Raw genomic sequence first — 19,252 nt, 5'->3', positions numbered from 1 at the left:
AAAGGCTCTTCCTAAGAAAGTCGGCATCAAGTGGAAACAAAGAGGTAGCTTATGCAGCCCCTTTGTTTTTTTGTGGAAAATAAACGCTGTAAAAAATGTAGTAAAGCCAAAAGTTGTTTCATGCTTGGTGAGATAAACTTTTTCCTTCACAAACGGGGTTGAGCAATTCAGTCAGACAAAAGAGGCTCTATGAAGTTACTATTAGTTCATAGAGAAAATTACAAACATGACGATAGGACCTTCTTTAACAAACGCATTTCTCATCAAGAAGTGTAACTACCTTAGATATCCACCATTATTTATATCGAAAGTTGCCCCCGTATAATGCTTTGCTCTATCTGATAATAAGAAGACAACAGTATCAGCCACATCTACAGGGAGGACAGGTGTATGAATGAGTTGCTGTTTTAGATAATTCTCTTTTCTCCAATCAGGAATCGTATCCATCATTGGAGTAGTAACCATAGTAGGAGCAACAGCATTTACTCGGATATATGGTGAGAAATTTAATGCACAGCTTTTAGTTAAACCTAATATAGCAGCTTTTGATAACCCATAAATTGCATCTGAACTGCCTTCCATTCCAGATACGGAAGACATATTAACAATAACTCCCGGGCGCTTGCTTTGAAGCAACTTTTTACCGAACATTTGTGAGAAATAAATAAACCCTTTAACGTTTATATCCAAGACTTTATCCATTTCATCTACTTGATAATCCAGTATGTTTTTCGCCAAATACACCCCTGCATTATTTACTAATCCATCTACATCTGTATGTGCTTCTTCAACATGTTCAAAGAATTTAGCGACCTCTTCATAGTTACTTACATCTAACTGATATGTATGTAGAACATAGTGATTAGCCATGGATTCTTTTAATTCATATAAAGAATGTTCATTAATATCGCATGCAATTACTGAAACTCCCTCATGTAAGCATTGTTTAACAATTTCTTTCCCTATTCCAGAAGCCGCTCCTGTTACGATTACTTTCTTAGTTTTAAGCACTTATTATAGCCCCTCTCTTTACATGGTTACTCTAGACAGTATTATTTATCCAAATAACTATTTCCTTCTTTTTAGGTCAATTTATTGGTATCTATTAGTGGCTTTGTCGTATTGATTATATTGGGTCTTATTCAACATATGAGAAATAATAAAAAATACAAGTAGTCCTTCAAGTGCATTGTCATAATGAAAAGAGTCGAATGAACGTTGTTGTTCATTCGACCCTTTTTTAGATTCAATACTTATCAGTTGATTAGAAAAACCTTTCCTTTACGATTTCGATAAGACTCTACAAAATTGACTGCTTCTTTTACTTTTATCAAGTCGAATTGAGCATCTGCATTCTGGAGTTTTAACTTTTTATTAGTGATTAAGGCTATCAGGTGATTAAATGTTTCTTGCCAAGTACTTATCGAAACTCTATTATTCCAATGTCGTAAATGAAATATTTTGGCGTTTACTTTTGCCTTATTTATGATTTGTGCCCAGTCTACTTGAATTCCTGATAATAGTCCTATAGTTAAAAAGGTTCCAGTTGGGTGAACGCTAAATGCTAAATTAGTGCCTGCAGGACCTCCTATTGAATCAATGGCTGCTTTGGCCCCGAGTCCATTGGTTAATTCCATCACTGTTTCATGCAATGGGCTGACAGAGGTGTTTATAACATAAGAAGCACCGAGTCTTAGTAAATCTTTTGAGTATTTCTCATTTCTTGTTACAGCTATTAATCGGAAGCCTATTACTTTAGATAATTGAGCAAAAATATGCCCAATCGAAGAACCACATGCGTTTACCAATAAGACATCATTTGGCCTTAATTTTAATTCTTCCACACATATCACCCAGGCTGTTATTGGGTTTATATACATCTGAGCAGCTGTAAAGTCATCAATAGAATCCGGTATCGGCACGGTAAAGTCTGCTGTTGTTTTCACAAACTCTTGCCAAGTACCTTCACCTCGTAAAGGTAAGACACGCTTACCAATAAGGTTTTGAGATACTAATGGACCAACCTCTTCTACAATACCTACGCCCTCATAACCAGGAATATTAGGTAACGGAATACGGTGAGAATATGCACCTTTAATGGGAATTAAATCAGAAGGGTTCATTGGTCTTGCTATCATACGTACAAGCACTTCATTATCCTTAGGAGTGTGGATACTTTTATATTCAATTTTTAGTACGTCTTCGGGATTACCAAATTCATAGAACTTAATACACTTTGCTTCCAAAACAGTAATTCTCCTTTTCCATAATCTCAACATTGCTATGGCGCTAATAATCATTCAGACCCTTTTATTATCATGGTGTATTTGAAAATAAAAGACACCAGAAACCCCAAAATTGTAGGACGCGTTTCTAGTGTCTTCATACTTCCCTATTCCTTCCCTTCAGGTTTCTCATTCAATATCGAACGCAGTTCTTTGATGTCTTTGTCTGATAATTTATCGTCTTGGATAAAGTGGACGAGCATGGATTTGAGTGTGCCGCCGTAGATGCGTTGGATGAATGATTGTGTTTCTGCCTTTTGGCACTCTTCTTGGGAGTAGAGTGGGGAAAAGGTGTACACTTTCTGGCTCTTGTCGACAGCTACGACTGACTTTTGGACGAGACGGTCGAGCAATGTTCTGATGGTCTTTGGTTTCCAATCAGTATTTTTTTGTAAAGATTGGATGATATCGTTAGCTGTTCGTGGTGAGTGATCCCAAAGGACATTCATGATGGCCCATTCGGATTCTGAGATATTCGGTAATGTTTCCCCCATTTATTGTGCCTCCTTGCTTTCGTAAATCCCTAATTCTTTCAAAATATTTCTCGTGATTTGTATTGCCTTTTGCCCATCTGGTTCTCCTTCGTCTTGAATATTTGTGGCAAAGAAGTAGGTAGTTTGCTTTGTTTCGATGTAACCTATAAACCAACCGTTTTTGTTTATACCATTAATGGTTCCTGTGCCTGTTTTTCCATATAAGCGGTAACCTGTGTGGCTTTCAATTAATAGTGCATCTTGCACCTTGGCTGTATGCTCCTTTTTAAATCCTAATTGATGATGATAAAAAGATTGCAAGAGCTCGACTTGTTCAACTGGTGAAATCTTCAAGGATGATTCATTCCAAAAGTCTTTTACGCCTCCTGAAGTATCGGTGTTGCCATAATGTATACGTTGAAGATTTGTTTGTAACGCTTCCTCACCAGCCATCGTATCTAAGCGTTGGAAATACCAATTAACTGAGTTTTGTAGAGCAGAAGTTAAGTTGTGATCTTGATTCCAAGCCGCAAAAGGTTGGTTTCTGCCATCCCATGAAAGGGTGGAAGCTTCCTCCATAATGTACCCTGCATCTAATGCAAATAAAGCACTATAGATTTTATAAGTAGAATCAGGTGAGATCCGCTTCATGCCATTCTCGCGGTTATGAATGACGTATTGATTTTTCGCTTCATCATAAAGGATGAAACTTCCTTCAAACCCTTGAAAGAAAGGTGAGAGATTTCGCTCAATGATGCTCTCGTTTTGAAAGTCATATGTCTCTTCTGCTCCGATTTCGAGTGCAGATACGAAAGGTAGCTGAGCAATTAAGATAAAGAGAGTTAAAGTATAGAAGCATACTGTTTTTTTAAATGAGTATGCTTTTTTTGTACGAAAAGCAGCAATACGCTCGATTCGTTCTTTCATTTGTCGTTTGCCACTTGTGAATTCTGCGGTTAGTGGCAGCTTCCTTTGCATAGTAGATGCGAAATTAATCATTGTATGCCCATAACGAACGACAGCTTTGTCATGGTAGAGTAACTGTAAAACTGCCTCATCACAAGCCATTTCTCTATCGGCTTTCATTCTTTTTGAGGCAATCCAGATGAGCGGGTTGAACCAGTAAATGACCTGGAAGAAAATCATCACATAGTTTGTAAGTAAATCTTTATTTTTATAATGACTTAACTCATGTAGAAAGATATTTTCATAGTCCGTCATGGTTAACCAGCTTTGCTCTTTTTTTGGGATGACAACGACACTATGAAAAAGGCCAAAAATGAGTGGTGAGTGAGTCTCGGTTGAATAGCGGACGTCGATAGTTCTTTTAATCCCTAGTCTTTTTTTACATGATAGAAAAAGAGCCTTAATATTTGGGTCTTCAACTGGTTGTGTTTGGGCCTTCAACCTTTTAAGTGCGAAAAAGCTAATCAAAAGTAAAGATAGTAACACAAACACACCGAGTAGCCATAGAATCATGAGCGGTACATTTAAGAAAGAGAAATCAATCCTTTGAACCGAAACAGAGAAATCTTTAATGAATTCGTTTGTCATTACACCTTGGTTTTCTTCAATTGCCACTGTTGTACCTTCCTTTTGTAATTCCGGAATTTGCGGTTGTGCGGAAAACAAAGAAGGTAATGGTATAGGGCATAAAGGAATGAGCAGTGTTAGGAAAAGCATTATCCACAAGTGGTTAAGTGATTGTGCTTTTATTTGGTTTTTCATCCAATTACGTATAAGTAGGATGGTAAGGATTGAAAAAGTGGAAATGATCAACCCGTTGAGAAAGAAACTTATAAAGATCTCGCCCACCTCCTTTTTTAAAAAAAATTTGACAATTAGGATTACATATGTAATATTGTACTACAGATGTAATCAGACTACAAATGTAATCTGGTATTAAATTTTAGGGAGTGGTTTTTGGATGAAAAAAATGATTGTTGGTTTATTTGTTGCTATGTTATTACTCGTCGGTTGTTCTAAAGAAAATGAAGTGAATGGTGGGGAAGTGAAGGCAGAGGATGTGTCGTCTGGCAAGTTTGCTCAGTTAGAAGAAAAGTATGGTGCTAAATTAGGTGTATACGCTATTGATACAGGTAATGAAGAAACGGTTGCCTATCAAGAAGACGAACGGTTTGCGTATGCCTCGACATTTAAGGCGTTAGCGGGGGCGGTTTTATTAAAGGAAAACCCGATATCAATCTTAGATGAAAAAAGAATGTACACAAAAGAAGACCTTGTTACCTATTCACCGATTACAGAAAAATATGTCGATGAAGGAATGACATTAAGGGAGATTGCGAAAGCAGCTATGCAGTATAGCGATAATACAGCGGGAAATTTATTGTTTGCAGAATTAGGTGGACCAGATCAGCTTGAGGAAGCACTAAGAGCGATCGGTGATGATGTGACAGAGATGGACCGGTTGGAGACAGAATTAAATGAAGCCACTCCTGGGGATACGAGAGATACTAGTACACCTAAAGCATTGGCAACAAATTTAAGAATAGTTGGATTAACGGATGAATTATCGGAAGAAAAAAGAGAAATTTTTCAGGAGTGGTTCAAAGGAAATACAACTGGCGATACCTTAATTAAATCAGGAGTACCAACAGATTGGATCGTTGGTGATAAAAGTGGTGCCGCATCTTATGGTACAAGAAATGATATCGCGATTGTATGGCCGCCTAATGATGAACCAATTGTGATTGCCATATTGTCGAATAAGCAGGAAAAAGAAGCCGAATATGATGATCAATTGATTGGAGAAGCAACCGAGATTGTGCTTGAAACATTGACTCAAGCAAATTGAGATAAAAAAATGTTATTGGGAATAAACAAGCCTAGGTAAAATTGATTGTTCATAGCTGTTAAAGTAGATGACTGCTTAAAATATGCTGCATCATCTTAAAAGAACCCATTCTGACCATAAGTCAAAATGGGTTTCTTACTTAATTTGTAATTATTGTGCTGTGTATCCACCATCAATGATTAGGCTGTTACCAGTCATGAAAGAAGAATCATCGCTAGCCATAAATAATACTGCTTTTGCCATTTCTTCTGGTTTACCTAAACGATTCATTGGTGTAGCAGCAGTTAAACCTTGTCTATCTGCTTCTCCAAGAATTGGTGTATCGATAAATCCTGGGCAAAGCGCATTTACACGGATATTGCGTGCTGCATACTCTAAGCCAAGCGAACGAGTTAAGTTCACGACACCTGCTTTGGCAGCGTTATATGCCGCACTTCCAGGTGAGCCAACCCAACCATACATAGAAGCTGTATTGACAATAACACCGCTTCCTGTTTTTAAGAATTCTTTAATAGCAGCTTGGGCAACTAAGAATACCCCATCTAAGTCCACTTCTACTGTTTTTCTCCACTCTGCATAGCTTAGCTCTTCAGTTGGTTTTACTGCGCCAATTCCCGCATTATTAAATAAAATATCTACTTTACCGAAAGTATCTAATGCTGTAGTAAAGATATTTTTAACTTCTACTTCACTTGTTACATCAGCTTTAAGGAAAACCGCTTCTGCACCTTGTGATTTTAATTCAGCTTCAAAACTAGCACCTTTTTCTTCGTTCATATCAACAAGGACTAATTTTGCCCCTTCTGAAGCAAATAATTTTGCAGTTGCAGCACCAATACCAGATACTCCCCCAGTAATAACAGCTACTTTATCTTGTAGTTTGCTCATGTTTCTTCCCCCTATTATAATGAATGTGTCAATACACTTAATTGAAAGTGTTTACAAATAAATTATAATACGATGATAGATAGGTTCAATCAGCAATAAAATTGTAATTGTGTATTCATTAGACATATTAGGTATAATTGTCTATAAACCAGCAAAATTTTGTTGCATAAGGAGAAGGAGCGAATGCAAAACAATTGGTCTACCCCAAGAAGAGATCGGACGAAGATGCACCTTCAACAGGCTCTGATTGCCTTAACGAAAGAAAAGGGCTTCCATTCTGTTTCTGTCAAAGATATCGTGCAGTATGCAAAGTATAATCGAAGTACGTTCTATGTTCACTATAAAGATAAATTTGAATTAGCCGATGACCTCTTGTCCACCAATCTAGCGGCGTTAGAAGAATCTTTTGAAAGGCCGTTTAAACTTAAGAGAGAGGTTAGTACAAACCTATTGGATAATAGGTATTTTCATATTATCTCATCCATTTATAACAATCGGGAATTTTATGATTTAATCAATTATGTCGACACCATTCCCGAACTGCATACGAGGTTTCCACAAACAATACTTACGATATATCAGGAGAAGTTTGAATTTAAAACAATTAATGATCTCCCGGTTAATATGGATTACTTTAAGCGATACACAGCATATGGATTTTACGGTTTATTAGCCAATTGGATTAATACAGGCTTCCAGATATCAAAAGAAGAATTGATTAAAGAAATTATCATACTATCTCAGGCGCATATGGCTTCGGTCAAATATATAGATAAACATTAAAAGTGGCAAAAAAGTAGGCTCCGCTATTACAAGCTTGTTCGGACTATTTTCCTCATGGACCACTTTTTAATTCTTCATCATGTTCAATGATTCACAATCGGGTTATAGTTCTAGTATAACCGCTTGTGCACATTTTCACAAACTAATTTTAATTGATATTCGTTTGGAAACAATCTATGGAGTTAAGTCATCCATTAGCCCATTTAATTATGTTAAAATGAAAAGATAAAATTCAGTTGATTGATCCATGGTTTGCATAATGAATTAAGGGAGAATCCATTTTTGAATAAAAAAGATATAGCTGACTTTAAAAAACAATTTAAGATGAATAATGATTTATTAAAGATTAAAGATATTTTTAATGTTTATATAATGAAAGAATCTAGTGAAGTTTATCACCATCAAAGCACGCCATTTGAAATGCTTGAACAAGAACAGCAGGAACTTTTCTTAACCAACTTCAAAAAAGTACTGACAGGCCAGTTGGATCAGAAGTTGTTTGAATTGAAATTCCAGCGAAATATAGAGAATAGTAGCCAACTGATACTTCATCAAGCGATACTTACGAATGATACGGATGAATGGAAAGGGCATATGTTGGATCTTGTGGAAAAGATGTTGAAGGATAAACAGTACGAAATGGATATTGTCGTTACGTTTATACATGGTGAATATTTAAAGCCTACGAAACGGAGTAACGAAGAGACCGAAGAAAGCAGCCGAGATGCGGTTTATGCCAATCCTTTTATCTTATGCAGTATCAACAAGACGATAGATCCCAAAAAAGAGCTACTGTTTGACTATGTGGAGAAAGAATTCAAGTATCACTTTGTCGTTGATCCTGTTATCAATTTGAAAGTACCAGTTGGCGGATTTCTATTTCCTAGCTTTACTGATCATGCTGCAGATGTGAATCATGTACTCTATTCAGCAGGAAAGGCATATGAGCTGGATTATCATTTCATTGAAGAAGTATTAAATGCTGAAGAAGCTATGACAGCACAAGACGATAAGATTGTGTTTGAGGAAATTGTAAAGGATGTTGCAGGCAACCAGATTAATACGTCGATACTTGCCAATGTATTCGATGAAATCCAACGAGTGGTGGAAGAGAATGAAGAGCCTGATGCCCCGAAACTGGACTATCGCGATGTGGAGAAGGTTCTAACAACTAGCGGTGTGCAGGATGTCGATCGCCAAAAGGTAGAATCAGCTTTCAAAAAGGTAATTGACGATGAAAATTATGAGCTGAAAGCAACCAGTATTGTGCCAAAGTATACGTCTAAGTCAATTAAAATCAAAACAAAAGTAGCAGATATTTCTGTTTGTCCGCAGGATTTGCGCTATGTCCGTCAAATGCATGTGGATGGTAAGCTTTGTCTAATGATTGAAGTGGAAGAGAACACAGTGATTGAAGGCTTTGAAATGATTCCAGAAGCAATATTTAATAAAGTAAAAGATGAAGAATAAAGAAAGATTTATCCCAATAAGTATTTAATAAGAATGGGATATAAAAATTAGCCGCCTTAGCCCAAATATAAGGCGGTTAAGCGTGATTTACCGGTAAATTGACACGAGATATGACCTATCCACCCTCCTCATTTTAAATAGATTCCCCAAAATGCCTGTATTACATTGGCATACTTTTCGAATATGCGATTAGATAGATATAGTCCATTCAGTTCCACTTTTACTTTATTCCTTGAATATATTTTTTAAAATATGAGCCGAAGGATTCCGTGGCTTAACAGAGTCCAAAGCAAGTGATGTTTATAGGGCAAGGGTACGACTTGTGTATATTTTACTGCTCAACATGCAACATTGGATAATATCTACTTATTAATAGGGTTCATTCCACTATTCTTTTAAAATGAGTATAAAAACCATATAAAATAATCCAAACTAATAGAAGGTAAAGAACCCTAATCATTCGGATGCATCTGATATCATTATCCCAACCACTGATTGATGTGACATTTACAAAAAGGAACCCAACTCTCTATTTTTTAAATCCAATTTCAATCGTATCATTAACTTGTTAGGAGCTTTATTTAAACCTAACAGTAAATGATGTGGTTTCTTAAATGCCATATGCTTTCATCTGGCGTTGATAAAAAGTCTTTATATGCTTTTAAAATGTTTACAATGTACCAATTATTGCCCCTTTTTAAAGCGACGTCTTCTCGATAAGCAACCATTAATTTGTAATTTAAAATTTCCAGTGACTTTTAAATGGAAACTTCCAAAAGGATGTTGTATTCTTATAGGTATTGAATTGGGGTTTTCTGTTATTAGAAGGCCCATCATGAATAAGGAAGGTGGAAGATTGAAGCAGATTTTCAGCATTGTCAGGCAGGATTTTAGGAATTTACGCAGGGTACCGTTAGTTGCGTTACTACTAATCGGTTTAGCCTTTTTGCCGTCATTGTATGCATGGTTTAATATTGCTGCATCGTGGGATCCATATAGCGAGACGAGTCAAATTAAGGTAGCAATTGTCAATGAAGATAGTGGCACAGAGCTTGAAGGGAAAGAAATGAATATAGGGCAAGAGCTCGTTGATCAATTAAAAGATAATGATCAAATGGGTTGGACCTTTGTGAATAGGCAGGTAGCTGAAGAAGGAGTAAGAGATGGAGATTATTATGCTGCGGTCTATATTGACGAGGATTTTTCGAAACAATTAACAAGTGTGGTGGATGGTGAACCAGAGGCACCGGAAGTCAGGTATGAGGTAAATGAAAAATTAAATGCGATTGCACCAAAGATGACATCTGCAGGCGCTTCCGCATTAGTTGAACAGATTAGTGAGAATTTCTTAGCCGAAGCATCAAAAGCCCTATTCACGGAATTTAACAATATCGGTATTAAGTTAGAGGAAGAACTACCGACCATTCTTAAAGTGGAGAATAATATATTTGCATTAGAAGAACGTTTTCCGGAGTTAAATGAACTAGGTGAAAAGATTGTCACGTTAAATGAAGACTGGCCAGAGATGAAGGAAACAATCACAAAAGTAATTGCCCTGGAAGAGAAATTTCCTGAATTAAATCAAGGAGCACAGCACATACTCACATTAGAAGAAAAGCTTCCGCTCATCAATCAATTAGGTGATCAAGTATTGACATTAGAAGAGCGGTTACCAGAAATTGAAGAGGCAGCAGAGCGATTAACAGAAGCAAGTCAGCAGTTTGGAGAAGTATCAGATCAGTTAAATCGAGCGTTAAAAGGTGTTCAAACAGCGCAAGAGGTGATTGAGCGTGTGCAGGAAGCTTTACCGAAAGCCAATCAAATGGCAGCTGATGCTGAAGAATATGTTAAAAGTCTAAATAGCTTTTTATCAGCAAATGAAGGGGCAATTGAGCCCATATTAGATGTTATTACTCAAAATGCAGTTATCATTGAAAATACGGCCAATTCCATTGACCAAGTACTTAAACAACTCGAAAATGACCAAATGAACAATTCGGTCAATCAATCGATTAAAGATTTACAGCAACAATTGCAAACAAATATTACATCAGTTAATCATGCGATTGATATGTTTACGGCGTTAAATCAAAACGGTCAATTTACAACGGTGATTGATTCATTAACACAATTATCACAGCAGTTAACAGCACTTAATGATTCCCTAGCGCAAGCGGGCTCAGGTGAGTTATCAAAAGAGCAAATCCAAGTACTTAGGAAACAGGCTCAAGATACCGCTGCTCAAGCGGGAAGACTTGTTGGTTTTATGAACAATGGTGGAAAGCAAGAGATCTTAAATGCCATGCAACAATTGAATGATACAGCACAAAAAGCTGCGGGCGATTTAGAGAAAATTCAACAAGAAATGCCTAATATAGAAGAAGTGCTAACAAATGCAGAAGGAATTGCTGAGACAGGTGAAGCACAGCTCAATCAAATCATTGCTGACTTACCGGCAATCGAGGAGAGCATAGGTGAGATTGTTGCCAAGATTGAGACGGATTTACCGAAAGCAGTTGATGCCGTTCATAAGGCAAGCGACTTTATACGAAATGACCTTCCAGGTGTGGAAGAAAAAGTTCATCAAGCAAGTAACTTTGTCCGTAATGACCTCCCTAAAATTGAGTCAGAATTCTCGCGAATAGCGGGCTTAGTGAATGAAAACCTTCCTGAGGTGGAAAAAGGACTTTCTGAAGTTACCGCGTTCATTCAAGGGAATCTTCCTGCGCTTGAAGATTCGGTCCATAAAGCAGCCGATGATATTCGAGATTTTAAGGCAAATAATGATTTGGGAGAAATCATTGCGTTATTAAAAAATGATATTCAAAAAGAAAGTGAATTCTTTAAAGAGCCGGTAAAGCTTGTTGAGGATCAATTATATCCAATCCCAAATTACGGTTCAGCGAATACACCCTTTTATACTGTGTTATGTTTATGGGTAGGTGCACTGTTATTAGCGAACTTATTAAAAACAGATGTCCACCCAAAAGATATGAAAGAGGAGTATTCTATTCGTCATGTTTACCTTGGCAGGCTTGTCCTATTTTTAATCGTTGGCTTTCTACAAGGGTTAATTGTTAGTGTTGGTGATCTTCTGATTCTTGGAACTTACGCAGCAAATCCGGTTTGGTTTGTGATATTTACTGTCATTATTGCGATGATGTTTATGACAATGGTCTATACGATTGTCTCAATCTTTGGCAATATTGGTAAGGCGTTAGCGATTATACTCATGGTATTGCAGTTATCAGGTGCAGGCGGTACTTTCCCGATTCAAGTTGCACCAGCATTTTTCCAAGCGATTAATCCATTCTTACCATTTACACATGCGATTAATATTCTGAGAGAAGCAGTTGGAGGCATTGTCCCTCATGTCGTCTGGATGAGTTTTCTATACTTATTTCTCTTTTTCGTAGCCTCTTTAATCTTAGGGCTTGTACTAAAAAAACCATTAACGCCTTGGTTAAAGAAGACAGCGGAGAAATCTCGTTCTAGTCGATTAGTTGATTAATATAGAGCTTTTTGTCACTTATCGTGGCGAAAAGCTTTTTTTGATGATGTACATCAAATTTTTTCGGTGATTTAATTTACAGAACAGTGATTGTTGGTGGCGATAATTTAAAGGGAGTGGGGGCAGATCTTTTTACGAGGTTGGTAATTAGGCAAGTCGCTCTGTTTGAAAATGTGAAGTGGTACATAGTTACAAGGGAAAGCAAAGGGATAAGTAGCGCAAAACAGATTTGTGACGTTCCTTAGTGGAAGCGTAAATGTTTAGCAGTTCTTTTCGGTTGATGTGGCTCATACCTATCATCGTCATAAAATCTGAATAGTTCTCCTCATCCGTTTTACTTCGTCTTTTCCATTATTTGTTGCTTTGTGTCCCAGAATAAAAGAATAATTTAACATGAAGCTACTATTGAAGTATGTGCAGATGGTTGTCCTTACTTTACAACAAAGATGAAAACACGATATTCAAGATTGAGCCTGCATACAGACCGTTGAGCGAGGTTAGAGGACATCAGGAATTGAATGGTAACGCTTTCTTTCACTATCTCGCTCATATGCTTATGACTTAATCGTTAACCCTTGATTCTAAATAGTGACATGTTAAGATAGATAACGTTGAAAAAGGTACGGAAACGAAGACACAACTTTTAAGGAGTGTTTGTGTAAATGTTAGAGAATAAGACAGTAGCTTTTTTTGGTGCAGGTTCAATGGCGGAATCAATGATTTCAGGAATGATTCATGCGGAGAAGGTACCAGCACAGCAAATTTATGTAACGAATAAATTCAATGGGGATCGGTTGACAGAAATAAAGGATAGATACGGTGTTCATACGATGCTACAAAAGGATCTACCGTATGAAGAAGTTGATTATTTTATTATGGCAATGAAACCTTATGGCGCAGAAGAAGCCCTTGCTTTCTTAAAAGATAAAATCAGACCTGATCAAGTGGTTGTTTCTGTATTAGCAGGTATTTCTACTTCATATATGGAAGAGAAGCTAAATGATGAGCAGCAAGTTATTCGGGTGATGCCAAATACATCTAGCATGATTCAAGAATCGGCTACAGCGATGTCTCTCGGTTCTTATACACAGAAGCGACATGAGAGAGATGTGAAAGATTTACTTGCTTGTATGGGAGAAGTATTTATCATTGAAGAAGAGCAGATGGATGTTTTCACAGGTCTTGCAGGAAGTGGCCCTGCCTACTTCTACTATCTAATGGAAGAGATGGAGAAGGTGGGTGTAGAACAAGGATTAGAGGCCAAAAAAGCACGGAAAATTATTGCTCAAACGATATATGGAGCAGCAAAAATGGTTTTAGAAAAAGGCGAAGCACCGATTGTTTTACGTGAGAGAGTGACCTCACCTAATGGTACAACTCATTCGGGTGTCGAAGCACTAAAAGCTCATCACGGCGGAGAAGCTATTTCCGAAGCTGTTCAACAAGCTGCTGCACGTTCGAAGGAAATTAGAGAAGAGTTAGAAAAAGTAGCACATTAATATAGTGGAAAAATTGGCAGCGGAAATCACCGCTGCTTTTTGTATGCCTCTATACAGGAAGTTAAAGAATAGAGATAGAGGTGAAAACAAGTGACACTTATTACTACATTTGAAGATAAGCGGCGAGAGAAGCAGTTAAAATATGAAAAATCAGTGCTAAAGGAGATCTCAGTAAAGGATCTGAAAGAACAAGTCAAGCACTTATTCGGTTCATCTCGTTTATTAACAGGTTTAATGAACCATGCGGGAATAGAGGAAGCTTGCTATGATATGGCAATCGAAGCGTATCTTTTAGGCGCACATTATAGTCATTTTGGTACTAGCGGTGAGACGGCTACTACTGTTCAACATAGATGTAAAGGGGAACTTACGCATTTTACGAATACTCTGTATCATTTTTTCTTATATTGGGCGCAAAATGAAGAAGGGGTTTATAGTGAATCCCTATTCTACAGTTGTGAACAGTATATCTATAGTTGGTGGATGGAAGGGTTTGAAAATGGTCGAAAAAGGCATAAATTAAGACTGCATTAAATCGTTCTAATCATTCTCCTTGTCCCATATATATATTTTGAGGACGAGCGGGGAGTGGTAATCGGTGAAGAAGAAATTAAAAGTAATTGGTTTTATAACTGGACTGGCTATTTTATTCTTTATTTTGCAATATGACTTTTCTGAAGATGATTCCTGGAACGCTTGGAATCTTCCTTTATCCGGAAAGGTTATCCTTCTTGACCCTGGTCATGGCGGTCCGGATGGTGGAGCAGATAATGGAAATGTGTTAGAGAAAGATATTGCCCTAGAAGTTTCTTTGAAGCTGCGTGATTACCTTCAAGAACAAGGAGCCGTGGTAATGATGACACGCGAAGATGATAAGGACTTAGCTGCAGAAGATACTAAAGGCTATAGTAGGCGAAAAGTAGAGGATTTGAAAAAGCGCTTAAATATGATTAACCATAGTGATGCTGATTTTTACGTGAGTGTACATTTGAATTCAATCCCTTCTCCTAAATGGAGAGGAGCACAAACCTTTTTTGCTTCTCATATAGATGGAAATGCACGAGCGGCTAAATTTATCCAAGATGAACTCATCGCTAACTTAGAAAATACGACAAGACGGGCGAAGGAATTAGAAAATGTCTATATTCTTGATCATTCAAAAAAACCAGGTGTCCTTGTAGAAGTAGGCTTCCTATCTAATCAGAACGAGCGGACCTTACTACAAAGCGACGATTATCAAAATAAAATAGCAGCCTCCATTTACAATGGCATAATGCGCCATTACTCTAATGAGAAAGAGATTGTGATTGAAGATTAAACGCGGACAAAAGATTTGTTCGTGTTTTTATTTTCTAAAAATCCCTTCGTGGAAAATATAAACATTTATACAAATAGATCTTTAAGATATTTTAGGCATTGTATAAAGACTGATATTCTAATATGTGTTAGAATGACAATTAGAGTTATTCTAATGAAGAAACGATTTTAAAGGGGTGTAGGATAGATGATTAATGAACAAAAAGTAAGAGAAGCCATTGAGGGCTTACAAGAACCTTTTTTACATAAAACACTCGGGGAACTTCAAGCGATTGAAGAGATTAAAGTAAAAGAGGAGAAGGCTCATGTCAGTGTAAAAATATTGATCGCCAAGACTGCAACAGCTGAACAATTGCAATTGCAAACTGAGATTGTGAATCGAATTAAAGCAGCTGGTGCAGAATCCGTGGGTATCCGTTTTAATGAACTACCGGCTGAAACACTAGAAAAACATAGACAAGCAATGCCTGAAGAAGATAAGGGTCTACTATCACCGAATAGTAAAACGAAATTTATTGCTATTGCTAGTGGTAAAGGTGGCGTTGGGAAATCAACAGTATCTGTCAATATGGCTGTCGCTCTTGCTAGGCAAGGAAAGAAAGTCGGTCTAGTAGATGCAGATATTTATGGGTTCAGTGTCCCTGATATGATGGGTATTATGAAGCGTCCTGTAGTAAGAGGTGAGCGCATAATTCCTGTAGAACGTTTTGGTGTTAAGGTTATTTCTATGGGCTTCTTTGTAGAAGATAATGCACCAATTATTTGGAGAGGTCCAATGCTTGGTAAAATGCTCAATAGCTTCTTTAATGAAGTAGAGTGGGGAGATCTTGATTATCTTCTATTAGATTTACCACCAGGAACAGGTGATGTGGCGCTAGATGTTCATACAATGCTTCCATCATGTAAGGAAATCATCGTAACTACTCCTCACCCTACGGCAGCTTTTGTTGCTGCACGTGCTGGTGCGATGGCTATTCGTACTGAACATGAAATCTTAGGCGTAATTGAAAACATGGCTTTCTTTGAAAGTAAAGTTACAGGTGAAAAAGAGTATGTCTTCGGTCATGGTGGCGGAGAAAAACTTGCAGAAGAACTAAGAACAGAGGTAATTGGTCAATTACCACTGCAGCAGCCTGATTGGAGCGAAGAAGATTTCGCACCATCTATTTACGACGCAGATCATCGTTTAGGAAAAATCTATACAGAAATTGCACAACAAGTAATTAAAAAAGCATAATAAGAAAGCATTTGGATGTTAAATCCAAATGCTTTTTTATATTTTTATTCTTCTCCAGAACCTTCTTGGCCGCTTTCTCCTTCACCGCCACCTTCACCACCTTGTTCACCGCCACCACCTTCGCTACTACTGCCGCCACCTTCTTTACCTTCTTTACCTGATTGTGATTCTTCGGCTGCCTTCATAAGAACGTCCTGTAATTTTGCCTTAAAGAGCGGGCTTTCAAAGGTTTCAGTAATGACTGTTTGCAAATGCGCCCTAAATTCTTGACTTTTCATCACTTCTGTTAATTTTTTCTCCATTTCAGGATCCTTTAGAATGTCCATCATCATTTTTTGATAATCTGGATCCTTCATTAAGTCCTTGAGTAACTCCTCATTCTCTGACTTCATGCTTTTAGCCATTGTTTCAGCAAACGCTGGGTCTTCAAATGACTTTTTCCAAAACTCTGTGCCTTTTTCAGATGTCAGTGTACTCTCGATTGTTTCTGTCACCATATTTTGGTCCATTACTAGTTGTTGTTTTATTTTTTCATCAGCCATTAAGTCTTGTAATGCTTGTTTTCCGTCATCCGTTTTTAGTATATCTACAATCATTTTCTTTGTTTGATCATAGTCCATGTGCTCACTACCTGATTGCGAACATGCTGTTAAGGTTAGAATGAGGAGCAATGGAATAATAAAAAGGCTTTTTTTCATGTTAAACTGCCTCCTAAAATAAATATCCCGTACTAATAGAATGAAGAAAATCTGTCAATATTATGCGTAAATTGCGGATTGCCTAGATTTTTCAAGTAAAGATTTGGTACAATCATTAAGTGATAATAACGTTATGGGGGAAAAGGAATTGACTAGCCGTGCTTGGATCAAATTTTTTATAACCACATTACTTGTCGGTGGCGTTGCAACAGGGGTTATTGGTTTTGTCGTGCGTTGGGATGAATTTTCTCATTTATTTACCAATTTTGATGCGTTGGAAATACTATCTGTTCTTTTTTGGTTATTCGGTGTCGGTTTAATTTTTAGTATTATTAGTCAAATGGGATTTTTCGCATATTTAACAGTGCATCGTTTTGGGTTGGGTATTTTTAAGTCTCATCAATTATGGAATGCTGTGCAAATTGTGTTGGTTTTATTTGTGCTATTTGATTTAGTGTACTTCCGTTATAAAGCTTTTGCGGATGCAGGAGATAGTATTCTTCCTTATTTAGGACTTGCAGGTTTTGTTTTAATAGCCGGTGTAGTAATTGCGGCCTTGAAAGTATCCACTACGAATAAACATGCTTTTGTACCAGCGTTGTTTTTTATGGTGGTCGTGACAACGATTGAATGGGTGCCGGTATTAAGAGTAAACGAAGAAAGTTGGTTATGGTTAATGGTTCTACCTTTAATCATTTGTAATGCTTATCAATTACTCGTGTTACCAAAATATAATGCAGAATCTGCCCGTCAAAGAGAAAGATTGGAAGCAAAAAAGTCGTCTGTTTAACCAGGCGACTTTTTGTTGTTTAATTAATTTCTTCTGCCGTTGCATTGGCATTGGCCATCATTTCTGAAATAGTAACTAACTCAATCTGTTCCTTTTTGAACCCATTTATGATAGAAGGCAATGCTTTGGATGTTTGTTTCACTGAATCAGATGCATGCATCAATACGATTTCTCCATTTTCAGCTTCGAGTACTTTTTGAATAATTTTATCTGTACCTGGATTTGTCCAGTCTTTAGAATCTAAACTCCAATGCACAACTGTATAGCCTAATTGTTTTGCTGCTGCTAAGGTCTTTTTGTCAAAGTGACCAGTAGGTGGTCTAACATATTTAATATCCTTAATATTTAACTTAGCAAACGCGGTTTGTGCTCTAGCTAAATCTTGTCTGATTTTATCTTCTTCTAGCTCTGTATAGTCTTCGTAATTATAACCCAGTATACCGATTTCATATCCAGATTTAGCAATACGTTCGACAATATCAGGGTGGCTCTCAGCCCATGAACCTGATAAGAAAAATGTAGCAGAAGTGACTTTTTCTTTCTTTAATAAATCTAAAATAGGCTCCGCCTTTTCATCTCCCCAACCAATATTAAAAGTGAGAGCTACTCCTTTCTCCCCTTTATATAATGCCTTCGGTGCGTCTTTTGTAGAAAAAACAGGTAAATGAATCGTTGTTTCCATAAACATAAACATTGCTGTAAAAAATGCAGCTACCAAAATTAAAGTCATTTGTTTTAATCTCTTTGCATGAAATACATAAAAGAACTTCATTCTTATTCACCTCGTCCCAAATACATCCTTGTCCTATATCTATGCAAAAAAATTAAAAACATGATGAATTTATCATTATAAAATGAGTGGGGATGGGTAATATAGTGATAGCTTGTCAAAGAGAGGGTGGAACAATCGTTGATCGGGTTATTACTAAATGGAAAAGAGCAACAAGAAATTGAATACTTATTAAAGAGAGAGATGGATGAAATATTGTTCGATTTAGAAGATGAGCGAATTGCAGATGTTGTTAAAGTTGCAATGAAAGAGAAGTATGAGATACTTTTAAGCTTATTCAAAAGGGTTGTTCCAGCAGATGAATATGCTCATTATAAATTAAATGAAAAAAAGAATAAAAAAATAAAAAAAAGTCATTGACGTTTTAAAAGATATGGTGTTATTATATTAAAGCAGTCGTTAGTGACATCAACTATTAAAAAAGTTTTTAATAAAAAAACAAAAAAGTTGTTGACAAAAACGAGCTTAAATGTTAAATTAATAAAGTCGCTTCTGAAGCGAACGAGATTGTTCTTTGAAAACTGAACGAACGTAAAACGTCAAGCGTAATTCTGAAAAAAGCTGATTTATCAGCAACAAAGCACCATAGGTGCAAACGAGCTAATCAAACACTTTATTGGAGAGTTTGATCCTGGCTCAGGACGAACGCTGGCGGCGTGCCTAATACATGCAAGTCGAGCGAATCTGAGGGAGCTT

Annotated in this window: 17 protein-coding genes and 1 rRNA gene; 11 read left to right on the top strand and 7 right to left on the bottom strand. The window is 37.0% G+C overall.

The features are described from left to right. Positions 1 to 276: 276 nt before the first annotated feature. The 4 genes from U9M49_RS21530 to U9M49_RS21515 form a co-directional block, all read right to left on the bottom strand. A complete protein-coding gene (locus U9M49_RS21530) occupies positions 277 to 1,011 on the bottom strand; it encodes an SDR family NAD(P)-dependent oxidoreductase (RefSeq protein WP_095371091.1) in 735 nt (244 codons plus the stop codon). Positions 1,012 to 1,256: 245 nt separating this feature from the next. Beyond that, complete coding sequence (locus U9M49_RS21525) at positions 1,257 to 2,279, bottom strand: zinc-dependent alcohol dehydrogenase family protein (RefSeq protein WP_416337115.1); 1,023 nt, start codon at positions 2,277 to 2,279, stop codon at positions 1,257 to 1,259. A gap of 113 nt (positions 2,280 to 2,392) precedes the next feature. Next, positions 2,393 to 2,779 (bottom strand): penicillinase repressor BlaI, encoded by a 387-nt coding sequence (gene blaI / locus U9M49_RS21520; protein ID WP_095371090.1) that lies wholly within the window; start codon positions 2,777 to 2,779, stop codon positions 2,393 to 2,395. Further along, complete coding sequence (locus tag U9M49_RS21515; protein ID WP_322910588.1) at positions 2,780 to 4,573, bottom strand: BlaR1 family beta-lactam sensor/signal transducer; 1,794 nt, start codon at positions 4,571 to 4,573, stop codon at positions 2,780 to 2,782. It lies immediately after the preceding gene. Between the two features lie 145 nt (positions 4,574 to 4,718). Between U9M49_RS21515 and bla the strand changes: the two genes are divergently transcribed. Next, on the top strand, positions 4,719 to 5,573 hold the full coding sequence (gene bla / locus U9M49_RS21510) for a class A beta-lactamase (RefSeq protein WP_411675020.1): 855 nt from the start codon (positions 4,719 to 4,721) through the stop codon (positions 5,571 to 5,573). 150 nt (positions 5,574 to 5,723) lie between these two features. On the opposite strand, the gene U9M49_RS21505 is transcribed toward bla, so the two are convergent. Continuing rightward, entirely contained in the window at positions 5,724 to 6,461 is a 738-nt protein-coding gene (locus U9M49_RS21505) for an SDR family NAD(P)-dependent oxidoreductase (RefSeq protein ID WP_095371087.1), read from the bottom strand. A 183-nt stretch (positions 6,462 to 6,644) separates the two neighbouring features. Between U9M49_RS21505 and U9M49_RS21500 the strand changes: the two genes are divergently transcribed. The 7 genes from U9M49_RS21500 (at position 6,645) to U9M49_RS21470 (ending at position 16,278) form a co-directional block, all read left to right on the top strand. Further along, positions 6,645 to 7,244, top strand: coding sequence for a TetR/AcrR family transcriptional regulator (locus U9M49_RS21500; protein ID WP_095371086.1), 600 nt, complete (start codon positions 6,645 to 6,647; stop codon positions 7,242 to 7,244). A gap of 282 nt (positions 7,245 to 7,526) precedes the next feature. Continuing rightward, positions 7,527 to 8,714, top strand: a complete 1,188-nt coding sequence (locus U9M49_RS21495; protein WP_095371085.1) for a DUF4317 domain-containing protein — start codon at positions 7,527 to 7,529, stop codon at positions 8,712 to 8,714. 835 nt (positions 8,715 to 9,549) lie between these two features. Beyond that, positions 9,550 to 12,225: a YhgE/Pip domain-containing protein gene (locus U9M49_RS21490; RefSeq protein ID WP_322910587.1), complete on the top strand. Its 2,676-nt coding sequence runs from the start codon at positions 9,550 to 9,552 to the stop codon at positions 12,223 to 12,225. 662 nt (positions 12,226 to 12,887) lie between these two features. Continuing rightward, a complete protein-coding gene (gene proC, locus U9M49_RS21485) occupies positions 12,888 to 13,724 on the top strand; it encodes a pyrroline-5-carboxylate reductase (protein ID WP_322910586.1) in 837 nt (278 codons plus the stop codon). A 90-nt stretch (positions 13,725 to 13,814) separates the two neighbouring features. After that, on the top strand, positions 13,815 to 14,258 hold the full coding sequence (locus tag U9M49_RS21480; protein WP_322910585.1) for a DUF2521 family protein: 444 nt from the start codon (positions 13,815 to 13,817) through the stop codon (positions 14,256 to 14,258). A gap of 64 nt (positions 14,259 to 14,322) precedes the next feature. Next, positions 14,323 to 15,042 (top strand): N-acetylmuramoyl-L-alanine amidase CwlD, encoded by a 720-nt coding sequence (gene cwlD, locus U9M49_RS21475; RefSeq protein WP_095371080.1) that lies wholly within the window; start codon positions 14,323 to 14,325, stop codon positions 15,040 to 15,042. Between the two features lie 186 nt (positions 15,043 to 15,228). Continuing rightward, positions 15,229 to 16,278, top strand: a complete 1,050-nt coding sequence (locus U9M49_RS21470; RefSeq protein ID WP_095371079.1) for an Mrp/NBP35 family ATP-binding protein — start codon at positions 15,229 to 15,231, stop codon at positions 16,276 to 16,278. Positions 16,279 to 16,322: 44 nt separating this feature from the next. Here the strand turns inward: U9M49_RS21470 and gerD are convergent, their stop codons facing one another. Next, positions 16,323 to 16,976, bottom strand: coding sequence for a spore germination lipoprotein GerD (gerD, locus tag U9M49_RS21465; protein ID WP_307316849.1), 654 nt, complete (start codon positions 16,974 to 16,976; stop codon positions 16,323 to 16,325). Between the two features lie 148 nt (positions 16,977 to 17,124). Here gerD and U9M49_RS21460 point away from each other — a divergent pair, with 148 nt between their 5' ends. Beyond that, complete coding sequence (locus tag U9M49_RS21460) at positions 17,125 to 17,766, top strand: KinB-signaling pathway activation protein (RefSeq protein ID WP_095371077.1); 642 nt, start codon at positions 17,125 to 17,127, stop codon at positions 17,764 to 17,766. 19 nt (positions 17,767 to 17,785) lie between these two features. Here U9M49_RS21460 and pdaB read toward each other — a convergent pair whose 3' ends face one another. Next, complete coding sequence (gene pdaB / locus U9M49_RS21455) at positions 17,786 to 18,538, bottom strand: polysaccharide deacetylase family sporulation protein PdaB (RefSeq protein ID WP_322910584.1); 753 nt, start codon at positions 18,536 to 18,538, stop codon at positions 17,786 to 17,788. Between the two features lie 138 nt (positions 18,539 to 18,676). Between pdaB and U9M49_RS21450 the strand changes: the two genes are divergently transcribed. Together U9M49_RS21450 and U9M49_RS21445 are read left to right on the top strand one after the other, a co-directional pair. Continuing rightward, positions 18,677 to 18,916 (top strand): hypothetical protein, encoded by a 240-nt coding sequence (locus tag U9M49_RS21450; protein ID WP_095371075.1) that lies wholly within the window; start codon positions 18,677 to 18,679, stop codon positions 18,914 to 18,916. Positions 18,917 to 19,169: 253 nt separating this feature from the next. Then, positions 19,170 to 19,252: ribosomal RNA gene (locus tag U9M49_RS21445) — 16S ribosomal RNA — on the top strand; the annotation flags it as partial.

It is taken from the genome of Cytobacillus sp. OWB-43, from assembly GCF_034651445.1.
Taxonomy (GTDB): domain Bacteria; phylum Bacillota; class Bacilli; order Bacillales; family Cytobacillaceae; genus Cytobacillus; species Cytobacillus kochii.
The sequence above is the reverse complement of the archived record's forward strand: the minus strand, read 5'-3'. Positions and strand labels throughout refer to the sequence as shown.

What these genes read in the sequence shown, in the direction of transcription:
- U9M49_RS21525 (WP_416337115.1), bottom strand. Translation starts at nt 2,279, where the DNA reads ATGTTGAGATTATGGAAAAGGAGAATTACTGTTTTGGAAGCAAAGTGT.
- blaI (WP_095371090.1), bottom strand. Translation starts at nt 2,779, where the DNA reads ATGGGGGAAACATTACCGAATATCTCAGAATCCGAATGGGCCATCATG.
- bla (WP_411675020.1), top strand. Translation starts at nt 4,719, where the DNA reads ATGTTATTACTCGTCGGTTGTTCTAAAGAAAATGAAGTGAATGGTGGG.
- U9M49_RS21505 (WP_095371087.1), bottom strand. Translation starts at nt 6,461, where the DNA reads ATGAGCAAACTACAAGATAAAGTAGCTGTTATTACTGGGGGAGTATCT.
- U9M49_RS21500 (WP_095371086.1), top strand. Translation starts at nt 6,645, where the DNA reads ATGCAAAACAATTGGTCTACCCCAAGAAGAGATCGGACGAAGATGCAC.
- U9M49_RS21490 (WP_322910587.1), top strand. Translation starts at nt 9,550, where the DNA reads ATGAATAAGGAAGGTGGAAGATTGAAGCAGATTTTCAGCATTGTCAGG.
- proC (WP_322910586.1), top strand. Translation starts at nt 12,888, where the DNA reads ATGTTAGAGAATAAGACAGTAGCTTTTTTTGGTGCAGGTTCAATGGCG.
- U9M49_RS21470 (WP_095371079.1), top strand. Translation starts at nt 15,229, where the DNA reads ATGATTAATGAACAAAAAGTAAGAGAAGCCATTGAGGGCTTACAAGAA.
- gerD (WP_307316849.1), bottom strand. Translation starts at nt 16,976, where the DNA reads ATGAAAAAAAGCCTTTTTATTATTCCATTGCTCCTCATTCTAACCTTA.
- pdaB (WP_322910584.1), bottom strand. Translation starts at nt 18,538, where the DNA reads ATGAAGTTCTTTTATGTATTTCATGCAAAGAGATTAAAACAAATGACT.